Annotated in this window: 17 protein-coding genes and 2 pseudogenes; 6 read left to right on the forward strand and 13 right to left on the reverse strand. The window is 58.4% G+C overall.

The genetic code is table 11. The features are described 5' to 3' along the window. The first annotated feature begins 25 nt into the window (after positions 1-25). Both NKJ08_RS19305 and NKJ08_RS19310 read left to right on the forward strand, forming a co-directional pair. Positions 26-271, forward strand: a complete 246-nt coding sequence (locus NKJ08_RS19305; RefSeq protein WP_352782783.1) for a type II toxin-antitoxin system VapB family antitoxin — start codon at positions 26-28, stop codon at positions 269-271. A 64-nt stretch (positions 272-335) separates the two neighbouring features. Beyond that, the gene (locus tag NKJ08_RS19310; RefSeq protein ID WP_352782785.1) at positions 336-599 is read left to right on the forward strand and encodes a type II toxin-antitoxin system VapC family toxin; all 264 of its coding nucleotides are present in this window, start codon (positions 336-338) and stop codon (positions 597-599) included. Between the two features lie 195 nt (positions 600-794). Here the strand turns inward: NKJ08_RS19310 and NKJ08_RS19315 are convergent, their stop codons facing one another. Continuing rightward, complete coding sequence (locus NKJ08_RS19315; RefSeq protein ID WP_352782787.1) at positions 795-2,381, reverse strand: adenylate/guanylate cyclase domain-containing protein; 1,587 nt, start codon at positions 2,379-2,381, stop codon at positions 795-797. Between the two features lie 323 nt (positions 2,382-2,704). On the opposite strand from NKJ08_RS19315, the pseudogene NKJ08_RS19320 reads away from it, so the two are divergent. Next, a pseudogene (locus tag NKJ08_RS19320) lies at positions 2,705-2,893 on the forward strand (3'(2'),5'-bisphosphate nucleotidase CysQ); the annotation flags it as partial. 168 nt (positions 2,894-3,061) lie between these two features. Next, the gene (locus NKJ08_RS19325) at positions 3,062-3,343 is read left to right on the forward strand and encodes a DUF6429 family protein (protein ID WP_352782790.1); all 282 of its coding nucleotides are present in this window, start codon (positions 3,062-3,064) and stop codon (positions 3,341-3,343) included. Between the two features lie 297 nt (positions 3,344-3,640). On the opposite strand, the gene NKJ08_RS19330 is transcribed toward NKJ08_RS19325, so the two are convergent. The 5 genes and pseudogenes from NKJ08_RS19330 to NKJ08_RS19350 all read right to left on the reverse strand — a co-directional run. Further along, entirely contained in the window at positions 3,641-4,189 is a 549-nt protein-coding gene (locus NKJ08_RS19330) for a class I SAM-dependent methyltransferase (RefSeq protein WP_352780232.1), read from the reverse strand. A 124-nt stretch (positions 4,190-4,313) separates the two neighbouring features. Continuing rightward, on the reverse strand, positions 4,314-5,144 hold the full coding sequence (locus NKJ08_RS19335) for a PA3715 family protein (RefSeq protein WP_352782794.1): 831 nt from the start codon (positions 5,142-5,144) through the stop codon (positions 4,314-4,316). A gap of 533 nt (positions 5,145-5,677) precedes the next feature. Beyond that, positions 5,678-5,992 (reverse strand): GYD domain-containing protein, encoded by a 315-nt coding sequence (locus NKJ08_RS19340; protein WP_352531668.1) that lies wholly within the window; start codon positions 5,990-5,992, stop codon positions 5,678-5,680. A 75-nt stretch (positions 5,993-6,067) separates the two neighbouring features. Then, the gene (locus NKJ08_RS19345; RefSeq protein WP_352531670.1) at positions 6,068-8,374 is read right to left on the reverse strand and encodes an AGE family epimerase/isomerase; all 2,307 of its coding nucleotides are present in this window, start codon (positions 8,372-8,374) and stop codon (positions 6,068-6,070) included. Positions 8,375-8,385: 11 nt separating this feature from the next. Then, positions 8,386-8,903 (reverse strand): annotated as a pseudogene (locus NKJ08_RS19350) (phosphomannomutase/phosphoglucomutase); the annotation flags it as partial. Between NKJ08_RS19350 and NKJ08_RS19355 the strand changes: the two are divergent. Next, entirely contained in the window at positions 8,854-9,432 is a 579-nt protein-coding gene (locus tag NKJ08_RS19355; RefSeq protein ID WP_352780235.1) for a hypothetical protein, read from the forward strand. The pseudogene NKJ08_RS19350 and the gene NKJ08_RS19355 sit on opposite strands and share 50 nt — an antisense overlap. Before the next feature lie 175 nt (positions 9,433-9,607). On the opposite strand, the gene NKJ08_RS19360 is transcribed toward NKJ08_RS19355, so the two are convergent. The 7 genes from NKJ08_RS19360 to NKJ08_RS19390 all read right to left on the reverse strand — a co-directional run bounded on the left by NKJ08_RS19360 (position 9,608) and on the right by NKJ08_RS19390 (position 20,485). Then, on the reverse strand, positions 9,608-10,516 hold the full coding sequence (locus tag NKJ08_RS19360) for a metallophosphoesterase (protein WP_352531688.1): 909 nt from the start codon (positions 10,514-10,516) through the stop codon (positions 9,608-9,610). A 1,002-nt stretch (positions 10,517-11,518) separates the two neighbouring features. Next, positions 11,519-13,063 (reverse strand): family 16 glycosylhydrolase, encoded by a 1,545-nt coding sequence (locus NKJ08_RS19365; protein ID WP_352531674.1) that lies wholly within the window; start codon positions 13,061-13,063, stop codon positions 11,519-11,521. 1,167 nt (positions 13,064-14,230) lie between these two features. After that, a complete protein-coding gene (locus tag NKJ08_RS19370) occupies positions 14,231-14,887 on the reverse strand; it encodes an SIS domain-containing protein (protein ID WP_352531676.1) in 657 nt (218 codons plus the stop codon). Beyond that, complete coding sequence (locus NKJ08_RS19375) at positions 14,884-15,885, reverse strand: GHMP family kinase ATP-binding protein (protein WP_352531678.1); 1,002 nt, start codon at positions 15,883-15,885, stop codon at positions 14,884-14,886. Before NKJ08_RS19375 ends, NKJ08_RS19370 begins: the two co-directional genes overlap by 4 nt. Next, the gene (locus tag NKJ08_RS19380) at positions 15,882-17,804 is read right to left on the reverse strand and encodes an HAD-IIIA family hydrolase (RefSeq protein WP_352531690.1); all 1,923 of its coding nucleotides are present in this window, start codon (positions 17,802-17,804) and stop codon (positions 15,882-15,884) included. The genes NKJ08_RS19375 and NKJ08_RS19380 overlap by 4 nt, the downstream gene beginning before the upstream one ends. Continuing rightward, positions 17,804-18,856, reverse strand: a complete 1,053-nt coding sequence (locus tag NKJ08_RS19385) for an NAD-dependent epimerase/dehydratase family protein (RefSeq protein WP_352780236.1) — start codon at positions 18,854-18,856, stop codon at positions 17,804-17,806. The genes NKJ08_RS19380 and NKJ08_RS19385 overlap by 1 nt, the downstream gene beginning before the upstream one ends. 777 nt (positions 18,857-19,633) lie before the next feature. Further along, on the reverse strand, positions 19,634-20,485 hold the full coding sequence (locus NKJ08_RS19390) for a glycoside hydrolase family 16 protein (protein ID WP_352531684.1): 852 nt from the start codon (positions 20,483-20,485) through the stop codon (positions 19,634-19,636). Positions 20,486-21,301: 816 nt separating this feature from the next. On the opposite strand from NKJ08_RS19390, the gene NKJ08_RS19395 reads away from it, so the two are divergent. Continuing rightward, the gene (locus tag NKJ08_RS19395) at positions 21,302-22,126 is read left to right on the forward strand and encodes an FkbM family methyltransferase (protein ID WP_352531686.1); all 825 of its coding nucleotides are present in this window, start codon (positions 21,302-21,304) and stop codon (positions 22,124-22,126) included. Positions 22,127-22,663 lie beyond the last annotated feature (537 nt).

Raw genomic sequence — 22,663 nt, forward strand, 5'->3', positions numbered from 1 at the left:
ACTTGAACGGCTATACGAGCGAGTGATGGCGTTCCACATCAAGAATCCCGAGACCGACGCGCTGGCCCGCCAGGTCGCCGCGCTTAAGAGGACTAGTCTGACAGAGGCCGTCCAAGCCGCGCTCAAGCATGAGCTTGAGCGCGAACAGGCTAGACCGTCCCTGGTGGAGATCGGCCTCAGGTTCTGCCGTGATCTGCGAGCCCGGGGCAAGCCTGAACACGGCAGGCCCGCCGACAAGGCGTTTCGCGACAGCCTGTACGAGAATGACTGATGTTCGTCGACGCCTCGGTCCTGACGGCGCTGATGACCAAGAGGAGCGCGGACGCCTTGCACGCATGCAGCAGACCAGAAAGCGGCTGACCTCGCCACCTGCGGTATGGGAAGCTGCAATCGCGGTCGCGAGACTCTTGGACTTGGCAATCAGCGAGGCGGCCGAGGCCGTGGAAAGCTATCTCTCATTGATGGAGATTGACATGGTCGTGGTGCCGCCGAACACGGCTCGATTCACGGTTGATGCTTTCGATCGCTTCGGCAAGGGCCGGCACCCGGCGCGGCTGAACTTTGGTGACTGCTTCGCCTATGCTTGCCCGGCATTTTGACCAGCCAATAATGTTCAAAGGCGCCGACTTTCCGCAGACCGACATCGAGGCTGCGTGAGTGCCACAGTCTCGCGACGCAGGGCGCAAGCGTCGCTTACCGGCTTGTCGCGCTCCCCATTAGTACGACGGTTTAGCCGACTGTCACGGAACAAAGCTAGGTCGCCCGTTCCGCGGTCCAGATTGCATCTCAAGAACCTAAAATGCAGCGGGCTTGCTTCGGATGGATAAGGCCAGGAGCGCCTCCGAAAGTCGTTTCTTCGCCCGCTCGACCCCGTTCTCGTCGATTGCCTCAACATCGAGGAACAAGTCGAGGCCAGTCGCGTGCTCGCTGATGACCTGAGGGCGCTGGGCGAGTTCACCTAGGAGGCCCTCGACTTCGTAGGGGACAACCTCCCGGCTGATCCCCTTCATGGCAATCGGTGCTAACGGACGCGCCCGGACAAGGTCGCGCACGAGCGCGTAAGTCTCATAGCTGAGGCAGATGCCGCCGGGCTCGGCAATCGACTGCAGACGGGCCGCCAAGTTCGCTTCGGCTCCAATGATCGTGTAGTCCATCCGATCATCGGAACCGAAGTTCCCAACATTGCAATAGCCCGTGTTGATGCCCATGCGAGCTCGGAAGGGCCGTTCAACTCCGCGGTCATGCCACACCCTGTTCAACTGCTCCAGCCGACGCTGCATGTCGACAGCCATGCGCAAGCAGGCTCTCGCGTCTTCCTCGATGCCTTGCGTCTCGGGGTCTCCGAAGAACACAAGAAGCGCGTCGCCGATGAACTTGTCGACGGTGCCGCCGTGTTTGAGCGCGATCGTCGACATCTCGGTGAAGTACTCGTTGAGGAGAAGCGTCAGGTCCTCGGGCTGGAGCCGTTCCACGATCGCGGTGAAATCCTTGACGTCGGAGAAAAAGATCGTGAGCTTCTTGCGCTCGGTTGCGATGGTGACGTCCTTCTGGCCGCTGAAGATGCTTTTGTAAATTTGAGGCGAAAGATATTTGGCGATCTTCAATGAAATCGCGGCGAGGAAGTCGTTTGCCTCCGAAAGCTCCTTGTTGATGCCCTGAATCAACGCGGACTGCCGACGCTGCAGGAGAATGAACGTCAGGCCCGCCGCCGCCGCGAAACCGAAATATAGGAGCAGATACTTGAAGGTGAGGACGTTCGCAGCAATAGGCTGATTGACTGATATCTCCTGGATCCCTCGGACATCCCCTACCTTCCAGTCCGTCTTGGGGCTGTCCGGGTGTGAGTTATGGCAGGTCACGCAGACCTGTCCCATTACAACAGGGGCCACGGCGCGGACCTGCCGGTCAAACAGTGAACCCGAGACTTCGATGATCGGCTCCTTCGGGTTGGCGCGCAAAGCAAAGATTGCATTCCGCTCGAATACATCGAGCTGGTGGGGGGCGCGACCTTTGAAAGGCAGATCCGAGACGAACCGATATTTGACGGACCCGTCGTGAGCGCTGATGCGCTTGCCGAGTTCGATCGAGAGGGTTGCTGGAATAGGGATCGCACCTGGCACGTCCCGGTAATTGTGCGTCGCAGTCACGGCGCCGTCTGCTTGCAGCACGCGTCCCACGACGTCGCTGCCGTAGAATCCGCGCATTTCGTCGATGATCCGGCTGATTTCGCTGGCTTGCCTGCGCAGCATCCGTTCCGATAGGTCTCGGAGGTCGAGCCAGGCTGCGACGGGCAGACCGATAAGGCCGATGACCACTGCCGTCACCAGGAGCGGTCCCATGGTGCGCTGCTGACGCGCAATCTGTTCACCCAGTCCAGCCATTGTGCAAGCGCCCGGCCGTCACAGTATCTGACTATAGCTCATTCCCGGCACGGTACTAGAGTCCGTCTTGGCTCGATGAAAACACGTCAGCCCTGCAACGTCGGACCGACCTTGAGCGGTTGTTGCTAAGCCCCGACCCTCACAGCAGATTTCGCATTCCGGCACTAGACGGGCAGTGAATCAGTGAAGGGGATGTCGCAAAGCCGGTTGTGGCCCGGAATGCGCTCCGCGATAACCGCTCAGGGGTCAAAAATTCACCTCTGGCAAGGTTGAGACTTCTGCGGCCGGAGAGCGCGTCGGAAAAGAAAGTGTCCCGCCAAACGTATCCGCGTTTCGGCCGCACTATGGAATGGGAGACCGCGGCGGGTGACGCGGTGCTGCGCGCTGCTGGCGGCATGACGCGCACGCTCGATAGCGCGCCGCTCGCCTGCGGTAAGCGCAACCAGAGCGACGACGAGGATTTCGCCAATCCGCATTTCATTGCCAGCGGCAAGGCTGCCACGGCCGCTTAGGCACCATGATGAACTCCGCTCCCATCCCGGCTCGTCGCCCGCGCAAATGACGCTGTCGCGCATGCGACGCCTGAGTGAAGCACTTATTTTCAGCCGAACGCTCGTGGCAGGCAGTAACTATCCGGTGTGGATCGTGGCAGAGGCCCTTTCGCGTGTTAGACTGCTTGCATGGAGATCGACACCGACAAGATCGACGAAGCCATTCTGGGCCTGCTTTGGCTGACGCTGCATGAAGAGAGGCGCGCCTGGAAGGGTTTGGATTGGAACGCTCTGGATCGCTTGCACGAGAAGGGGCTGATCGCGAATCCAGCAAACAAGGCGAAGTCAGTGGTTCTGACAGATAAAGGACTGCGGCGTGCGGAGGAGCAATTCCGAGCCCTGTTCACCCGCCCGGCGCCATCAGCCATGAGCGCTGGGCGGGCGCCGCGAGATGATGGCGCACATGGTTGAATTTCGATACCGGCGGCGCGCTGACGGCAGGCGGGACGGGCAGTGCCCTCGCCGTGGCGGCCAAACTCGTCTTCGTCACCTAGGCCAACGGGGGGCATCCTGTCTGTTAAGGCAGAGGCAGAGAACACCGCAGTCGCGACGCTAAATGTCAACGGCATTGGCGCGAGGTCCATCCGCAAGATGCTTTCTGCCGGCGAATCGGCGCTTCCCGGGCCGAGTTGCAGGCAGGGCAGCGGGTCTGCGCCCGCTGCTGGTACATGGATGTTGAAGGGGCAGACTACCACAAGGAATGTGTCATCATGGCTGCGGATTTCCGAAGGCAGGTTTCTCAAGAACGAGCACATGACTACCAAGAGGGGATGTGTGAGTGCTCTTAACTTGGAATCCCTCGTCGGACAGCGTTTCGATGAATTCGCCATCCGTTCCAGGCGGAACGCGGGCAACAACGTTTGAGGTGCGCCTCACAATATTGGAAAGCACCCTTCGCGCCTTGCCTGGGCCGATGTTGCGCTGCATGTGCTGATAGACGGCCAGCAGCAGGACGATATCGTATTTCGGTAGAAGGATATTGCCGAGGCGCCGGCTGCCAAGATTCAGGCGATCGAACCGGGCATGCACCGGGGAGCCGCTCAATAACATTTTTGCAGTCTGGATGTGCGGCTTGGCAATGTCGATGCCGTGGATCGAGCTGGGTTTCAGCTTGGATATCTCATAGGCGACAACACCCATATTGCAGCCAACATCGAGAATGGATTTTCCAGCGTAGTCGACCTTTGCGGAGAATAGCCCGTCCAGTCTGTCGTCCCACGTTCCGGCAAAACCCCTTTTGAATCTTGACCACCACAAATCATCAGCTCCTTTGGGAAGAGCCCCCGTGAGCGCCTCCTACCACGAGAGAATTAATGGTCGATACCCATTCAACTGGAATTGATCACATTGACGAACCAAGGCAGGGACGTGTGCGGCGGCGTCACAACCCCATCACCCTGAGTGCTGCCGGAACCGGATAGCGGTTGCCGTCATAGCGCAGCCGGTAGGTCCGCTTCACAGACTTGGCGGGATGGGACTGGCATTCGCCATCTTTGTCGGGGGAGGGATTGTCGGTATCCGTCCGCTCGACCGCAATGATGTCATGATAGCCGTGGTGGCGCGCCGGGCTCATCGCCAGGCTGACCTGGCTGGAATGAAACGATCCAGCGCAACTGGCATCGCCTTCGCCGCCATGGCCGGTCACCACGAGGCCGGCGAGCACCAAGCGCAGCGCATCGTTGGCGACGGCATAGAGCCGCAGGTCGGTTTCAGTGAAGGGAGTAGCCTGCGAATGGTTTGCCATTTCGATGCGCAGGCCGAAGGCGGTGACCTCAGGGGCCAGTGCATAGCGGCCGGTGTCGAATTCCACCTTACGCATCGCGATGGCATCATCGGTCATCAGTCCAGGCTGGAGCAGGCGCTGGCGCACCCGCAGGCTCTTTCTATCGACGACCAGTAGCTCGATGTCGCCGACATGCAGGTGGTCGCTGTTAGCGCTGTCGATCAGCGGTACCGCGACCAAAAGCAAGTCGTCATGAGCCGGCCAGATCTTGCAGGCCAGGCCGAATGGCGCATCGCTCTCCGGGAGCGTTGAGGCGATGCTCGTATGGGGTGCAAGCGTGAACGAGGCGCCGTCGGCGCTCTTTCGGGCCTTGGGATAGGCCTGCTGCACCAGGGCGGCGGCATCGCCGCAATCGCCGGCCGCTGCCCGGGCGGGCGACAGGCTGGCGAGGGCGGCGCCGAGCAACAGCACAGGCAACACTATTCGCATGGAATTCTCGCGTCGCAGGGCCGGGTTCGGTCAGGAGCGTTCTACGCCAGATTGGTGGCGGCGCACAGGGTGTAGGGAAGTGACGGCTAGCTCCACCCGCTGCGTCATGACCATAAGTATCCTGGAAAGTCGTAAAGTCCGAGCTCGCTTAGGGACGGTGATCATGAGAACGCCGCCCGAGGGGCCAATTTTGCCAACGCTGTTCGAGCTACCTGAAACAGATACTGACAATGTGATCTCGATTGCCTTGTCGCGCTCCGATTAGATAAAGAAGCGCTTGGACAAGAAACCTCTAGGAAACCGGACCTCGCCGATCCGTCGGGCGCAGCTTCTAGGGTGTACATTCCAAAATCAGCTCGGCATGACCTCCGTTTCTGACCCCCTGAGCCGGGCGCGTTCGCCGTCGCGCGGTATCCGAAGCAGAACCAATGCGGCGCCTGCTTCGGCTTACCGAAACCCAGCTTGTCTGTCCTTGAGACTTGGCAGCACGGCGCGTTCCCCGTGCTACCTTCAATGTACAGCCAGTTGGCCAATCAGCCGGCGGGCTTGTAAACGCCGGCAGCCTTTTTGGCAACTGCGAGCACCGCCTTCATGTCGAGTTCTTCGAGGACAACGAGGTCGTTTACCGAGCCGCTTGCCCGCACCGCCAATGCTAGACCCATCCCAGCAGCCTGGTCCGGAACCTCAGCATTGATGACAATATCATAGGCGCCGCGAGTAAACATCATGCCGGACACCTTGCCGCCAACGCTTTCAAAAAGCGCCTTGATTGCAGCTTCCCGGTCTGAGCCCTGTATCAATCCCTTATAGGCATGGGGTGCATAGTTTGCCAGTATTGTCACTTTCATGGGTATTCCTCCCTATCTTGTACTAGTTTCGTTATTGATCGTTTCACCAACACGGAGCTATGGCGGACAGTTGGGTCAGCCGTAACCCTGCATCGGAACGGTCTTGCTCGTATCCAAAGCTGGCAGCCGGAAAGGTTCGACCTGCCCTGCGGTCTTGTCCAGATACTGCATCAAGGCAGTCACGAGGTGGTAGAAAATGCTCGCGGGCACCTCCGTCGCCAGTGACCTTCCGCGCTCGTCAATCCTGTCGATCCACAAGCCAAGCGGTGCGGGATCGATATGCCATTTGAAGAGGCGGGCGACACGAGCTTCGATCTCGGGTTTCAGATCAGGCCCGCCGATGCCGTCCAGGGCGACGGCCGCCTTGACGGCTTCGCATTGCGGCCAGCTGCGGGAGAGCCGGTCGAAGGGAATTCCCTGCCGCGACACGGCTGCATAAGCCAGGCCCGTGGCCCGGTTCAATCCGCTGGCGATCGCCGACGAATAGAGCTTCCTGGCGTAGGCTGCCAAGTCTTTCTGCCCGCTTGCCCGCGCGAAATCAACCAGCAGCGAGGCCCATTCGAAATGGTGCCCTGGTTCGGTCCACTGTCCCTCGTCTCCCGGCAACGGTAGCCAATCGACGTCGAAATGTTCCCCAAGTGTCCAGCTCTCCTGGTCGAAGAAATGGCACCGGAAGAGATCGACGACGCGTGCCGCCCGACGGAGATATGCACGGTCGCCGGTGACGCCATGCCAGGCAAGGAAGGATTCCAGCATGTGCATATGCGGGTTCGAGAACCGCACCCCCTGCCAGCCGGGGGTCTCGAGGAAGCCGTTCAGGCTGACGTCCTCGAGATGGGTGTCGATGAAATGGAACGTCTCTTGTGCCAGCTGCAGGGCATCCTGATGGCCGCATCGGTGAGCATGGGCAAGCGCCAGGAGCACGCAGGAATGGTCGTAGGCGTCCTCCGTCGGGTCAGCCACGCTGCCGTCGGAACTAAGGGTGCGCACCCAGCCACCGCGATCGGTGCGGCCGTGTTTGGCGATGAACTCGATGCCGTGGTCGATGAGCTTGTCGGCCGGTCCAACCCAGCCGCGTTCTTTGGCCACCGCGAAAGCGTAAATCTGGCGAGCCATCGTGCGCATGCGCTTGGGTTTGCCCAGCGGCCTTGCATCGAAACCGAGAGCCTCGTGGAAGCCGCCATACACATCGTCGACACCTGCAGTGGACCACAGCGGCAGGGTTTCGTTGAAGAGCCAGTGCTCGACGCGCTTGCGCCATGACCCGCTGATGATGACCCGGTCTTCCGACGCCGTGAACTTCGTCTCGAGTCGTCCGCTCTTCTCGAGTTGTTCGACGACTTTCTTGACATTCTGGCTGTGGCTGACAGGAGCGACGAAAACCGCGTCCGGTGTCGTCACCACCGCCACATTTTTCATTCCGATGACTGTCAGCAGTCTGCCCTGGCTCCGGAGATAGGAGTTGCCGCAATCCATGGCGACAACGTCGCCCATTACGACATTGCCGTCGCGGTCCGTCGGGCTGGCTTCCAGCAGCGATTGCCACGATCCAAGGTCGTTCCAGCGGAAGGAAGCCGTAACCATCGCAATACCGCGTGCATGCTCCATGACTGCGTAGTCGATCGACGTCGACGGGACAGCCGAATAGAAGCCCTGGGGCAGGTAGATGCCCGAGACGTCGGTCCGTGCAGTTTTATAGGCCTGTTCCGCAGTGTCCCAGATGTCCGGCCGGAAGTCGAGAAATGCCTTGCGCATCGTGTCGGCACGAAACAGGAAGATGCCGGCGTTCCAGTAGAATCTTCCCGAAGCCACATATTTGCGGGCCGTCTCGGCATTGGGTTTTTCGACAAAGTGCGAAACGGAAACGGGGGCCACTCCGTCGCCAGTTGCCGCAACCTCGATGTAACCGTACCCGGTTTCGGGATGCGTCGGCTTGATGCCGAATACGACAATGCTTCCTGAATCGGCGGCAGGCATGCCCGCCTCGACGGTTTCCCAGAATTGCGTTTCGGTCGATATCTGATGGTCGGAGGGGACCACGAGCACAAGCGCGTCCCCGCCATATTCGGAGATCGTGTGCAAGGTGGCTATGGCCACCGCAGCGGCGGTATTGCGGCCGACGGGCTCGAAAATCGGGCTGCCACCGTTCAGGCCGAGCGGACCGATATCCGAGATAACGCGGTCGGCATGCCGTTCGGAGGCTAGCAGGTAGATCGGCATCTCGCCGTCCGGCCGCGCCTTGAGGCGTCCGACAGTCTTCGCGAGCATGGAGCCGTCGCCCGAAAGGTCGTGGAATTGCTTGGGATTGTCTTCGCGCGAGAGCGGCCATAGCCGTGAGCCGACGCCCCCGCTCATGACAAAACTTATGATCCGGTCCGACATGGTCCAGTCCCTCAAAATGTCTGGTTGTAGGCTCCGACCTCTGGATTGCGGCGCCGCACGGCATCGAGAGCCCCGAACATCTCGCGACGTTGCTCCGGCGAGACTGCGCCTCCCACGACGACAACAATTTCCGGCTTGTTCAACAAGGCTCAGACCAGAGCCCACGTGCCGTCTGGGCAACGACACGCCCCCATTCACGGTGACGAGATTGGCCAGCGCCTGGCCGGCGAACTCGATCCCGTCCTGCGTGAATTCCTCGGCAACTATCGCGACCACGCCGTATTACCTCTTCCGGGCAGTGGGGCGACATTGTCGGGGTGCTGAAGGTCAGCGGCAGATCGCGGCAAAGGTCCGCGAATGTCTTGCCCAAGCTGCGGTCGAGCATCTCGCGAACGGCTATCGCCGTGAGGAGCCCGTCGTCCTAGCCGCGCCCGATCGGCGGGTTGAAGAAGAAATGCCCCGACTTGTCGAAGCCAGCTATGGCATCGACGAGTTTGGCAACCCGCCTCTTGATGGCAGCTACGGAAGTAGTGACCAGTGATGGTGTCGGGAACTACACCTATTCGGCCGATCAAGGTGCGAAGCGCCATGCCGATCGCCTGCACGCCCACCAGGTTGAGTTCGGGCTTTTTCTCCCGGTCTGGATGGCCGAACCAGCAGCGCGCGTCGTATTCCCGAAAGCCAGTGGCTTTGATGAGGGCACTGTTTTCAAAGACGAATGTGTTCGGCCTGGCTTGGCCGACTATGTCCAGGGTCACGGTTTTGATCCGCTGTTGGGCGCAACAGTCCTAGCACGCTGCCGGGCGCAGGCCCCTTCAGGAGTTGGAGTAGTCCTAAAACGCTGGTTCGCGCCGCCTCATCCAATAGGAGTATGCCCGCCGATGGCCGAAAGGAGGTCTCGTGCAAGCATGGCCATTTGCATTCTCCAAGATGCGTTCTGCTCGGGCGCCAACGACGAGGATGGGTGCAAGATGTCGCTGACCGCATTCAGGTTTCCCTTCCCCGACAATGTCGAAGAAAGGTGTTTTGGACGCCTGGTTCAGCTTCTCAATTTCTAGTGGAAATCGAGAGCTATCCGCCGAACTCCGCCCGTCCGGAGAAAGGATGATGGACTGTGCCGCGTTCCGTCTTGGAGGCATGGGAACACGGCGAAACCCCGACCGCATGTACACGACCATCAATACCCTCACGCGGAACGGTCACGGACGGCAGGTCTGTCTGGGACAGCAGATGTCATTCGTCGACAGGACGAGGGTTTTTCGGGCCGATATCGACGACTATGATCTCCGGCGACACGCCGAAGCGCACCGGCAGCCACGATACGCCCAAACCCCCCGATACGATCATGTGCCGCCCACCCTCGACGACATGCCCATAGGCGAAGCGCTGTCCGTAGGCTGAATTGCTGATGGGGGGGCCGATGAATGGCAAGCGCACCTGTCCGCCATGTGTATGGCCGCATAACGTCAGGCTGACACGGTCAGGGACAGTAATGAAGATGTCCGGTTCATGCGCAAGGAGCAATATCGGATTGCCGTCGTCGGGTATTGCGGCCAATGTTGCAGGCAGATCGTCGACGCCCTTGTACACGCCGCGAGAAAACTGCATGGCCCACTGGTCGCCAAGACCCGCGAGCCAGAATGCTGGGCCATCCTGCTGACGGATAAGCGTGGCGGTGTTCTCGAGGACCGGAATGCCATTGTCGACGAGGGCTGCGCGGACGCTATCGACACCGTGCCACCAGTCGTGGTTGCCGAGAATGGCGTGGCAGCCAAGTGGCGCGGTAAGTTTCGAAAGTGAATTGCCCCAAACAGTGTCGGGCACGATCCCGGTGGCATAGCGCGGCGACACGCCCATCACATAGTCGCCAAGGAGAAGGATGATGTCGGGCTGCAGGCTATTCGAAACACCGACGATCTCGTCGATCCTGGAAACCGGCATCCAAGGCTCGCAGGCGTGGATGTCAGCGACCACGACGATGCGCAGGGGCTTGGCAGTCGTCGGCCAGCGCGGCGGAAGGAGCTTGTAGTGAGTGACACGCAGTCGAAACCGAGGCTCAATCGCGAAGGCATAACTTGCCAGACCGAATGCCGCAAGGGACACGGCGCCAAAGAGCTTCAGGAATGACCGCCGCGACGTCAGCACTTGTATTTCCCAGCAGAACGAGGTCGGCTTTAGAGATCGCCACGAATTCAGCTTGCGGCAGCCTGAACCACATCAACCGCGTGAGAGGCCTCGCGGGTCAATAGTTTCCCAAATCGGCGTCACCTGCAAGCATAGGTCTTTATTGCGCAGGGGAGGGAGCTCGGGCTACCACCCGTCAACTGCTCCGATTTGCCACTGATCTCGGGCGGATGGTGTAGTTCCATTCCGGATGAATGCGTCGCCTTAGATGGCGAGCGCCTCCATCTCGACATCGTTCACTTGTTCCCTGTTTTCGTCGGCCGCGGAATCGACCGCGCGCCCAACTTCAGGCCCGTTTGGTTGTCGTGACTGCGATCAGTTCGACCAGGGCCACACGATCGAGGAGGGCGCCGTCCGCGCCAGGTTTGCGTGATGCGGCAGAACAGGGGTGTTCGATGTTGCTCCACGTCAATGTGCCCGTCGGATGGTGATGCAATGTGGAGCGCGAGGCCTGTCTCGCGAGCATTGCAGTTCGACGTTCCACAACCGGCTTTGGTCATCCAGCTTCGAGCCGACCGCTTCCCGCCTTTGACGTATCGCATGCTTCGGCTGCGCTTCGACAAGATTGCGGCGCTCTCGAGCTGAAACCGGAGGGCGAACTTTCGTCGGCTGCAAACCGGCTTCTTACCGCTCTCGCAGTGTTTCCTGCTTGTATTGCATCATTGGCGAGAGAAAGTAGCTGATGATGCTGCGCGTGCCAGTCTGGGATGTTCATTCGGACCCGAAGCTTGGTAACTCCAGTCTCCTCGGTTCGATCCGAATGGACAACCTGCAGAAAGCTCACAACTAGAGCCTGTTCCATCCCGATGGCATCGGGATGGAGCCCCATCTCTTTTGCTTGAGCAGATCTTCTCCGAAAACCGGGCTCCCGCCTTTTGCTATGCTGACTTCGGTTCGGGATCATGGCTTTGAGGTGCTGTTTATCCAGTCCTTGTTTGGCCACGGCAGCCCCGCGTTCCTTCAGGTCACATAGAATGAGGCTGCGCCGAGCGAAAGATGTGGGGAAAGGGTGGCGAACTGTATTTGAGATGCGCCGCCGGCCCCGTCACTGTCGAAAGAGAGCGCCCCGGTTTCACTGTTGTAGATGATATGATCGGAACTGTCATGCGCGGCTGCACCAACAAAGAAAGCTTTGGATGGAAGCCCTCCCGGCTGAAGCCCGGCAAAAACGGTATCGCTGAGATGGAACGTGTCCTGGGAGCGCTTGAAGTCGGTGATCTTATCGACATTGCCGGCTCCAAGAGCAGTATTGAACGAGAAGACATCGTGGCCTCCGTAACCGGTCAAGACGTCGGCGCCGAGCCCGCCGTTGATGACATTGTTGCCGGCATTGCCCTGGATGGTCTGGGCGAACTCGTTGCCGGTGAGGGTCATCGCCTTCGTGTCGGACGGGTTGTTGGTGGCGAGATGCTCGATCTCCGAGCCGGCTGAAAGCGCATAGCTCACCGAGGCGATCACACTGTCGTTGCCGCCGCCCACTGCCTCAACCACCTTCTCGTTGGCATTATCGACATAGTAAGTGTCGTTGCCGCCATAGCCGATCATCGTCTGGCCAGTGGTTCCATGCAATACATCGGCGCCGCTGGTGCCGTACAAGGTGCCATCGCTGGTGCTGCCGGAAGGAGTGATAGACCCAGTCTCGGTCCCGGTCGTATCAGCGGTTGGGGGAGTGACGTTCGCGCCCGTGACAGTGTCGCCGCTACCTGTCTTTTGATAGAGCTGCACCTCGTCGATCTGCATCTGCATCGACGATGGGGTCGAGCTGTCGAGAGCCGAATGCCATCCGGTCGCGTTCGAATTCGCGACCCCATTGTTCATCATCAATTCCATCGGTTCATCCGGGATCACGGCCTGTGCGCTGGTCACTTGCGCCATCTGCTTCCCGTCCAGATACCAGGTGATCGATTCACCCGGCACCCAGTTGATGCCGTACGTGTGGAAGCCCGCCGTGAGGTCGACGCCGCTGTCGACGACGCCACCGGTCGCCCCTGACGGCCCGTGGAGGTGCCAGGCGAAATTCTGGTCTGTGGGCCCCGAACCGGTAAATCCACCCTCCTGTATATCGATCTCGAAATTGTCGCCGCTGCTGCCCGCGCCTTGGCCGGGCATCATCCAGAGGCCTGGCCATGCGCCGTCGCCACTCGGCGCCTGCATGCTGATCTGAAGGTAACCGCCGTTGAATTCGAAGTTGCCGTAGCTACTGACAGCGCCGGACGTGATCGGGAATGTTTGTGCCGTCCCCTGATTCATGCCGCTGATGGGCTGTTGGATCGCCGTGAGATCCAAGGCCCCGTTGCTCACGGACACTTGGCTCGGCATATCGTAGTCGGCATTATATGGGCCGCCCGGTGTACTTCCTCCCGACCCATTGGTATTCCATGGCCAGCCGTTGGCGGCATTGCTGGTGATGTAGGTATGCCAATTGCTGTCGAGCGCCGTACCGGAGAAGTTCTCCTCGTAGACCAGGTCGCTAGAGGTAAAGCCTGAAGGTGTGGAAAGTGCCATTCGTGATCCTCTTTGAGGTTGAAAACAGGGATTTCTACTGCCGCGCATCGCCGAGGCGCGCGACATGAGCATGCTCGCAGCTAGGCACCGCGAACGGATTTCAAAGTAGCGGAGATTTGGAAGTCCTCGCCCCAGACATATTGTCGAGCGAGCTTAACGTTGAGCCCGCCCTCGAAGGTGAGTTTTGTCAATGGGAATGCTCATCAGGTCCTCCTCCTTGAAACCATATACGGTGTCGCTGCCGACGCCCCACAAGGTGTTCAACGGTTCCAGCCGCTGCCGGATTGAACTGAGAGCAACTCTTCCGGCGGACGTAGCGCCGAGCCTGTCGTATAGTATAAGCACCGTAGACCATTAGCTCATTGCGGTTTTTTGTTTTAATTTCGACCCGCGTTGCTAAATAAAACGCAGATACTTCCGTTTCCTAACCTATTCACACACGGCTTTGTACCTGTGTGAAGTGATCATTCGAGGACGATGTACGTAACCCAACCTGCCATTTGCGGCGAGAATGAGGCTGGGCGATAACTTATTAACACCTTCTAATGTAGGTTGTGTGTCGAACGGCCGCACCGAAACAGCCTTCCGGACGCCCTACGAAAACCGTGTCCGTCGGCTGAAATGTCGCGCTGGTTTGGGCGCCGTGGCTCGAGCGCACCGCCCGTGTCCATGAGGTGATCGAGAGGGGCAGCCGGAATATCTGCCGTTGCTGCGTGGCGGACTAGCTGACGTGCCTGTGGCTGGAACTGCAAGCCCGGATGTTCGACCGTGCCGTTTGCGCGGATCGAAGGTGGAAGGCTGGGACCGTTATCGAGCGCAGCCCTACAGCACCGGACAGGCCGTTTGATCGCCACGCCAGCACGCCTGCATCAGGATCGAATTTTTCAAGATCTGAACAGCGCCAAGACCCAAGGGAAGAATGGTTGCTTAAGTGGCTCTTTGAAATGGCTGAAACGTCGCCCTCGGGCGCGAGGGCGCTTCGTAGCCGCGGGACGCTCCCGCGGATTGTCAAATTTGAACTGCGCAACCATGCGCCAAAGCTCCACCTTGCGGCCGTCTGCGAACCGCCTGGTCTGCTCTCTCGCCGCATCGTCGTCTGTACAGGCAAGGTTGACCCCGCCTATAAATTGGCCGCGTTCGTCCAACTGCGGCATGGCTTGTTCTCGATCAGGGTTGCCAAGCCGTCTCGGCGCCAGCTCGATTTGGATTGAGGCCTCCAGCAGCGCTGAGCCGTTGTCGCCAATCGCTCCACTTTTGTGTACTTCCAAAACAAAGGCGCTGCATAACGACATGCCCGAACATAGAATGTATATCTTCCGCTAGTTGCATGTCATTCACATTCGCCCAAACCACGTGTTGAACGATCTGCTTGAGCGCTCCTCCACTATATCCACAAAGACCCAACGTGACTGCGCCATGATCATTAGCGTATCGAACAGCGCGCAAAACGTTTTCCGAGTTCCCGCTGCCCGAAATGGCAATGACCAAGTCGCCGTCGTTCAGGATGTTCTTCAGCTGCTCGACGAATACATCCTCGAAAGAAACATCGTTCGCGTACGCAAATGTAAGGCCCACATTGTCGATCAGAGTCCGACCACGAAACGGGCGCTTCGTAGAGAGATAGATGCTCTTGTTCCAGTCCGTGATAAAGTGTAGCGCCGTAAGTGAGCTGCCACCATTTCCAAGAGTGATTATTTGCTTGCCGTCTTCCTGTGCCTGCGCGACCAAGGCTACTGCGTTATCAAAGCTTTGGTGATCTAATGAAGCCAGAACGGTCTCGAGCTTCTCGAAATATACTTGAGCGCTGCCGCTGAAGTCATTCATTGGGTGGCCTCCGATGTCGGTTGATAATGAACGATGCGACTCCCGACGAAGTCGAACTTCGCAGGGATATGCTTTAGCTCCCCAAGGGCTACTTTGATTGCGTCGTGGCGATCGAGAGGCGCGAAGAACATGAGAAAACCTCCTGCACCTGCTCCAAGTAACTTGCCGCCCGTGGCACCTGCTCGCAACGCAGTTCGGTACCAGCCATCGATTACATCGTTCGTGATTTCTTCAGAGAGGCTCTTTTTTAAGAGCCAGTTCTCATGGAGGATTTCGCCGAAGGCGTCGAGGTTGCATCGATGCAGTTCATCACGAAGGTGATAGGTGAGCTCGACCATTCGCCTGAGCGCTTTCCGCTTGTCCGGTGCTCTTGCGATCTCCTCTGACTGTCGGACGAGAATGTCTGAAGCACTACGCGTAATGCCGGTGTAAAACATGAGAACTTGTTTCTCAATTGAAGCGATAAAATCAGCTGGGCATATGAGCGGTGACACCGAGACGCTTTCATCAGGGTGAAACTCGATAAGATTCAACCCCCCGAAAGCGGCGGCGTATTGATCTTGCTTTCCAATGGGAGCGCCACAAAGTTCGATCTCAATGCGACAACTATCAGCGCCGAGCCTTGCCTTGGAGATATACTGGCCACGAAACGCATTTAGTGCATGCAGAAGGCCAACGGTAAAAGTGCTTGAGGATCCAAGTCCTGTTCCCTTCGAAGGAATATCGGCAATAGTTGTTATCTCAACTCCTCCAGGGATCCCAAGATATCCCATCGTCGCCCTTACAATCGGATGCTGGATGTGCTCAACACTGTCTACTTCTTCCGTTTTCGAATACGCGATTCGAGTGCCACTATCGAACTTGCGGTTCACATTCACGTAGACGTACTTGTCGATAGCAACGCTTAGGACGGCGCCACTTTCCTGCCGATAGAAGGCAGGAAGATCGCTACCACCTCCCACAAAGCTGACTCGAAACGGCGTCTGACTAATGATCATTGAACTGCCTCTGTCAGCTCAATCGCCCGCAATTGGACGCAATGTTTAGCATGCGCCCGCGATGCCAACACGATCGGTGTCTCGTCCTCTTGGCGCGAACTGTGAATACTCGCTGCAGTCCCCCAATCCATACCTCGCCGCAAGTATTCTCGAGCTACTCTGGACATCCGCACCTCCTCATCAATATCAACGAAAAATGTGTGTGCACGACCGCCCAAAACCACATCGGATAGCCAAAGAGCGACGGTTCCTTCCACGACCAGGATGGTTTTCGGAGAAACGGTTATGCTTTCCGATCTTGGATGCGATATGCGGCTGAGCTTTTCGTAAAAGGGCAGTTCGTGCGTCTCGCGAGAGCGAACGCCCACTAAGCGGCTTAGAACCTGCCTGATCTCGTCCACATTGGAGCGACCCATCACGGCTGGTTCGCGATCCGCGACGGACCGTATCCAGCGATCAAGAGCAACGATTTCCGTCTCAAAGCCGCGCCCGCGAAGGACCTCCGCGATAGCGCTGGAAAGAAAACTCTTTCCGCTCCGGGAGAGGCCCCCTACGAAACAAACATCACCTGGCTTCACATGCGAGATCAGATCAGATGCTGAATTTATCAAGGGTGGATGAACGGCGAGAATGAACTTAGCTGCCTCCAACAAGTCTGAGACGGTATAGTCAGGCGTGACATGATACTTGCTATCCAACCCGCCCGCGCCCGTCTCGACTAGGATCGATCTGATGCCAGACCGCTTTGCGAGAGCGACATCCGTAGACGAATCGCCGATGACCCAGGATTGGCTGCGATCGATATTGAATGCCTCGACCGCCTCATTAATCAACCCAGTAGAAGGCTTGCGGCATTCACAGCGGATCTTCAGCTCTTCCACCTCACCGATAAAGCCGCGATCTGGATGGTGCGGGCAGAAATAGATGGCGTCAACAAAAGCTCCACGGCGGCCAAGCTCAGTCTCCATCTTGTTATGGATCATCCGCAAGTCTCGTGCAGAGCAATTGCCTCTGGCCAAAACGGGTTGGTTAGTGACGACAATTGTCCGGTATTCGGCTCGGTTGAAACAAGCGATCGCGGCCGCGGCTCCCTCAATCAGTTCGAAGCGTTCGGGACGATCGATGTGTCCATGGTCAACATTGATGCACCCGTCCCTGTCCAAAAATACTGCTTTCTGCGGAGAAGTGAGTGAGGCTCGAGCTACGCAGCCCGATTCAAAGTCGGCGCAAACCTTGTCAAGTCGCGCCGGGGTCCCAGCGTCTTTTATGTACTCAGGGCTGTTGTAGCTTCTAATTTTCATACCGGCCCGAAGCATTTCAGGAAAAAGGTCCTTGCCAAAGTCGAGCGGGGTTACTGTGGCGCGCCACCGGAATAAAGCTTGCCTTCTAATATAGTAAAGAGCCGCGCTGACTTTGTTGGGATAATAACAACCGGGATCGTGTGGACATGGATAGAACGCGGTAACCATACCGTCTTCTGACGTTTCTATCAGATCGGAATCATGCGGGTGATCATTCGGATGGGTGAAAACTGTTGCGGCTGCTGCCTTGTTATTTTCATGGAAGCACTTAAAGCGGGTGAGATCGATGTCGAGCATCGTGTCGCCATAGATCGTCAGGAAGTCGTCTTCGAGCAGATCCAAAACGGACAGAACTGCTCCAGCAGTCCCGCGAGGCGCACCGTCATTTACGCAAAGAACGTCAATCCCCCAATTCTCGCGCTGATTGCAAAACTCCACGATTCGCTCGGCAGCGTGGTTCACCAGAATCAAGATCCTCTCGATACCGTGTCGCTTGGCGAGGACGATTTGATGCTCAAGAAGTGGCCTGCCACCAACCTTGACCAGCGACTTAGGCAAGTCATTTGTCCGGCTCCTGAGCCGCGTCCCTCGACCGCCCGCAAGTACAACCGCCTGCATCACAGGTGTCCTTCCTGTCGCACGATTTCTCCGACGGCTTTTCGAACAGCATCAGCCGAACCAAGCTGGGGCCGCCAACCGAGTGCACTGATTTTAGCTATGTCATAGGAAAATCGGGGAACATCACCCGTCCAACCGCGGTCTTCAACTCCATATTCGATCCCTGCGCCCGGTGCGACAGCCCCGACAGTCGTCTCCGCTATGAAGCTAACGGTTACCCCGTTGTCCCCGGGGCCGATATTGTAATAGCCAAGCCGCTCGGATGCGTTCGCACGCAAGTATACAATTGCATCAATCAGATCATTGACGTGAAGATACGCTTTCTGCTGTCGTCCCGATCCCAAAACATTCAGCTTGTTTGGCGTGATCCTTAGCTTTCTCACGAAATCTAGAATGACACCGTGTGTTGCTGGAACGCCGATCACGTTCGGAAAGCGAAAGAGCAAAGCCCGAGCTAGCCAGTTCTCGACGGCAGCGCTGATTAGCGCCTCCGATGCGAGCTTCATAGCACCGTAATTGGAAACGGGCAGCAGCGGCCCGACATCCTCTCTAATCGGAGCCTCCCCCAAATCGCCGTATACTGCTGAACTGGAAGCGAAAGCAAGGAACGGAACCCCCGCCTCCTTCATTGCGTTCAACACGTTGAACGTCGACAGAAAGGTATCGCGTAGATCAACAGAGGCATCGGCGATTCCCGCAGCAATGTCCGAATTGGCAGCCATGTGCCAAACTTCGGAAATCGGAATGCGACTGTGACAATCCATAAAACGGCTTCTCACTGCACCGGCGTCTGAGAGATCCACCTTCTCAAAGATGAACCTCTCATGCGTGAGGAGGCCACTTAGGTTTTGCCGAGAACCTCGTGACAGGTCATCAAAGCCGAAGACCGGATATCCACGATCAACAAAGAGCCTTGCGAGCTTGCTTCCTACGAAGCCCGCAGCTCCCGATACAAGAATAGCGTGCGGTTCACCCAACCGGATTTGCCTTTTCTTCGTGGGCGCAAGCTTTTGCGCCTTAAGTCTTTCGGATTGTGCAATGACAACTTCCATTTACAAGCCTTGACCGCTGGAGAGCCGGGAGTTCGACCGGGCTGGGCGTTAAGCCCTGCGCTCGTCGTTAAGGTCATGCGTCTCATGCGTCATCTCTGAATTCATCGCATGGTTTTCTCCGATCCGCGATCGTTCCTCAGGGGTAGCCCCATTTTGCTGATCCGCACTGAATTGCACCGCGCTCGCCTGTGCGGCGACGCCAACGGCGATCCCAAGAACGGTCAAGGCGCTCCGCACTTTGATCCCGCGAAGCGCGTGCGTGGCGTTCGCAGGCTCTCCAGAAGACGTGGGAGCAAGCTCATGGCGTTCAGAAGCGAATTTTTGCCTGATGCCACATCGTCGCCGAGGATCCGACCATCGTGCTGCGTGATCTGTCGGCCCGCGCGATCGGCGAATTCGGTGGCATGCGGAACCGGATGATGGTGTCACCGTCGCGATGAAGCCCCCGAACAGTGATAGGATCTCGTCGCTGGTACCACTGTCCAGTGAGCCGGTTGGCTCGTTGGCCTCGCGACCGGCCATGTCGGCAATCCAATTGAGTCGATCCGCCCCGCAGGAACTGATCCAAGTCCGTCGCCTTCGCGGAACCGATCGGCGCGGCGGACACCATCGCACAAGCTCACCGCCAACTTGCGAGGCGCTTCAGCTGAAGGCGTCGGGCGCGCGCCGCATCAATCTCATTTGCCTCCGCGTGAATAACCGCGCGCAGGCGGTGCGGGTCGACGAACCCGTGCCGATCGAACCGCTGCCATGATCGATCGCAGGTGATCGAATGGGTCACCCCTCGATGCTGTCGGTCATGCTCAGCTGGTAGACCTGAACGTCGGTCACCTCCAGTTCGAGCGTTGTCGGGGTCGAACTGTCGTAGGCCGTGTGCCAGTCAGACGCGCTGCTGTTGGCGATACTCAGATTAATGAGCAGGGTCATGGCACCGGTCGGCACGTTCGTAGTGACGGTTCGCTTGAGCCCACCATCGAAATAGAACTTGATTGACACGCCCGGTACGTACTCCATGCCCCAAACGTGGTAGTCGGCCGAAAGATCCACACCAGCATCGAAGAACCGCTGTTCGTTGGTGGCAGCCAACAAAGCGTTTGCCAGCACTCCGTTGCCTGACACGGAGCCGTTGAGGAACCCGCCCTCCTGCGTGTCGATCTCGGCCCCGCCCTCGAGATGCCAGAAGCCTGGCCATCCGCCAGTGCTGACGTCCGGCTGCTTCATGCGTATCTGGGCGTAGCCACCGGCAAACGTGAACTTGCCGTGCGTGCAGATGGCGCCCGACTTCCACGTGTACCCGGCGAACCGGTTGCTTCTCGTCGCAACGATCTTCAAGCCTGATGGGCCAGTGCTGATCTGAGCCGGGTCGAAGTACTCGGCGTTGAATCCGCCAGCGTTCATCGCGGAGTACGGCGACGGCACGCTCTGCTGCCAGATACCGTTCTGGTCCGCGATCGCCGCTATCCACTTCGTGGAGTCGAGCGAGTGCCCGGTGAAGGTGTCCTCGAATATCAGCTGACTGGTAGTGTACCCAGCCGGCGGTAGCAGCGACGATCCACCACCTCCACCACTCGTGCAGCACGTGACGATCATGAGCGCTGTGAAACAAATGTACTTCGATACACTTTTCATATTGCCCTCCTCGTAACGAGGGGCTTGACCAAGATGCGATTGCAATGGTCGCCGCCGCTTACCGATGGCACAGCCAATCTTATAGTGAAACGACGAGGACTGGTTACCCCGACTCTATTGCGGCGCGGCAGGTGGGCCTCGATGCGACAATGGGGCACCAGGTTTGAGGTCTCAGTCGGTTTAAGGCTGCTGCCTGACCCTCTTTGTCCTCGCCGCGCATTACAATCTTCAGCGCATCATACGGCCGCAGCCACGCCTTCGCCTGATCCCATGTGGCACGCACATCCAAACCTCGTGCTCCTCATTCGTGGTGTGATCACCGCATGATCCTGGGATGGATCGGTTCGTTCGGCGCTGTCGTGAGGAAGCCATAAACGTAGTGCGGTCCGGCAAGGGTTTGGACTTCGTCCGTCGGTCGCCGTTGAATGTCGTCCACATGCCTCAGGGCGAACCAGACCACGCTTTTTTGGGTCACCGGGCTGGGCTCGGGAGCGTACTCAGCGAAGCTGTTCGCCGGGACCAACAATGGTTTTCCGAGCTGAGCCACGCCAGCCGGTGATGTGAAGTGCTCCTGATGTTCGTAATTGGAAACCTCCGGCTCGTGGCGGTGGCGGCATTATCCAGCCAGGTGGTCTTGGGGCGGTGTGTCGATGCCGATCCTCGGGAGGTACCTCTTTATTCCCGCGATCAGGTTCTTGATCGAGTGATAAAGTCTGCATAGCCGAACGAAGATCGTTGCGCTGCGGCCCTCCGGGCGGGGCGCCTCGACAGTCACTGTGAACAAATCCTGCATCGGTGTCATTGGATGGTTCCTGAATGCTCAAAGTTTTCCTAAGAGATTCGGCTATCAGGCTATACGTGCTGACCGCCAAGCTCGGCCTGCAGCGTCTTCCGCTTTTCCACCGCGCCTATCTTGCGCTTTATCCCCTCTACAAAGGGTATTTTGAAGCAGGCCCAATCGATCAGCTGAGGGAATTCGTGCCACACGGATCACTGGTCATCGACGTCGGCGCCAATGTCGGCTTCTTCTCGCTCCGCTTTGCTGAATGGGTAGGCGATGGCGGAAAGGTGATCGCTCTCGAGCCGGAGGATCAGAATTACAGCGGCCTGATTTGCGCGCTCGAGCGCGCGGGTCTCCTTGGCCGCGTCGAGGCGCTGAGGGTGGTCGCCGCCGCCGAGCCCGGCACGACCTTTCTCGAAATCAATCCGCTTTACCCCGCCGACCACAAGCTTTCCCGGAACGGCACCGGCGTGCCGGTCACCGCCGTGACGCTCGACGGACTGCTCGCGGAAAAGGGACCCCGGCGCCCGGCGCTCGTGAAAATCGATGTGCAAGGCGCCGAACTGCTGACGCTTCAGGGCATGATCGAGATCCTGAGGTTCGCCCGGCCGGCCCTGTTTGTCGAACTTTCCGACCAAGGATTGAACAAGTTCGGGGCGTCGGTTTTGGCAGTCCTGCGCCTCTTGTCGGATAACGGATACGAGGCATACTGGCTGACCCGGACCGGGCACCAAAAGGCAAGCCAATCCGAGATTGAGGCCAGAACAACCGGCACCAAATCTGCCGATGTGCTGTTTCTTCCTGACAGGCCCGCGAACCAGCGCTTCGCACAGCGACTTGAACTGAACGCCGTTCGTTAGCCTGTTTCGGAAAACCGGCTTCCCCGCTGCCAAGCTTCGCGTACTTCTGAGCGACGGAGGAATCGCGCATCAGGTCGTCCGAGAATTTCATCGCGACTTCCATGGCGGCCTTGGCAGCGCCTCGGTATGGGAGCGCGGGATTTCGGATTTCCCGGTCGCACTTGCTCGCTCAGGACGTTCGCCGTGAATCCAGGGTGAGCCTTTCTCAAAATCTGAACAGCGGCAAGACGCGCAGCCGCACTCAAGGGAAGTATTATCGCTTAAGCGGCTTCTTGAAATGGCTGAAACGTAGCCCTAGCAGGCTGTTGAAGAAGTCGCTCGCGGTCGCCGTGTGATCGTGATTCATTGGCTCCGAAGGGATTCGGAGAGCGATGCATGCGTGGCGGCGACGATCGATGGCGAACTGTTCAGATCCTATGAGGAGGGTGGATAGCGACCTGCGCTGTGGCAAGGTGAGGTCGCGTAATCAACACCTTACCCTGGAGGCAAGCATGCCCGTAGCAGCTCACCAACCCAAAGCGCCGACCGCTATCCGCA

It is taken from the genome of Mesorhizobium sp. M0244 (assembly GCF_040321795.1).
Taxonomy (GTDB): Bacteria; Pseudomonadota; Alphaproteobacteria; order Rhizobiales; family Rhizobiaceae; genus Mesorhizobium.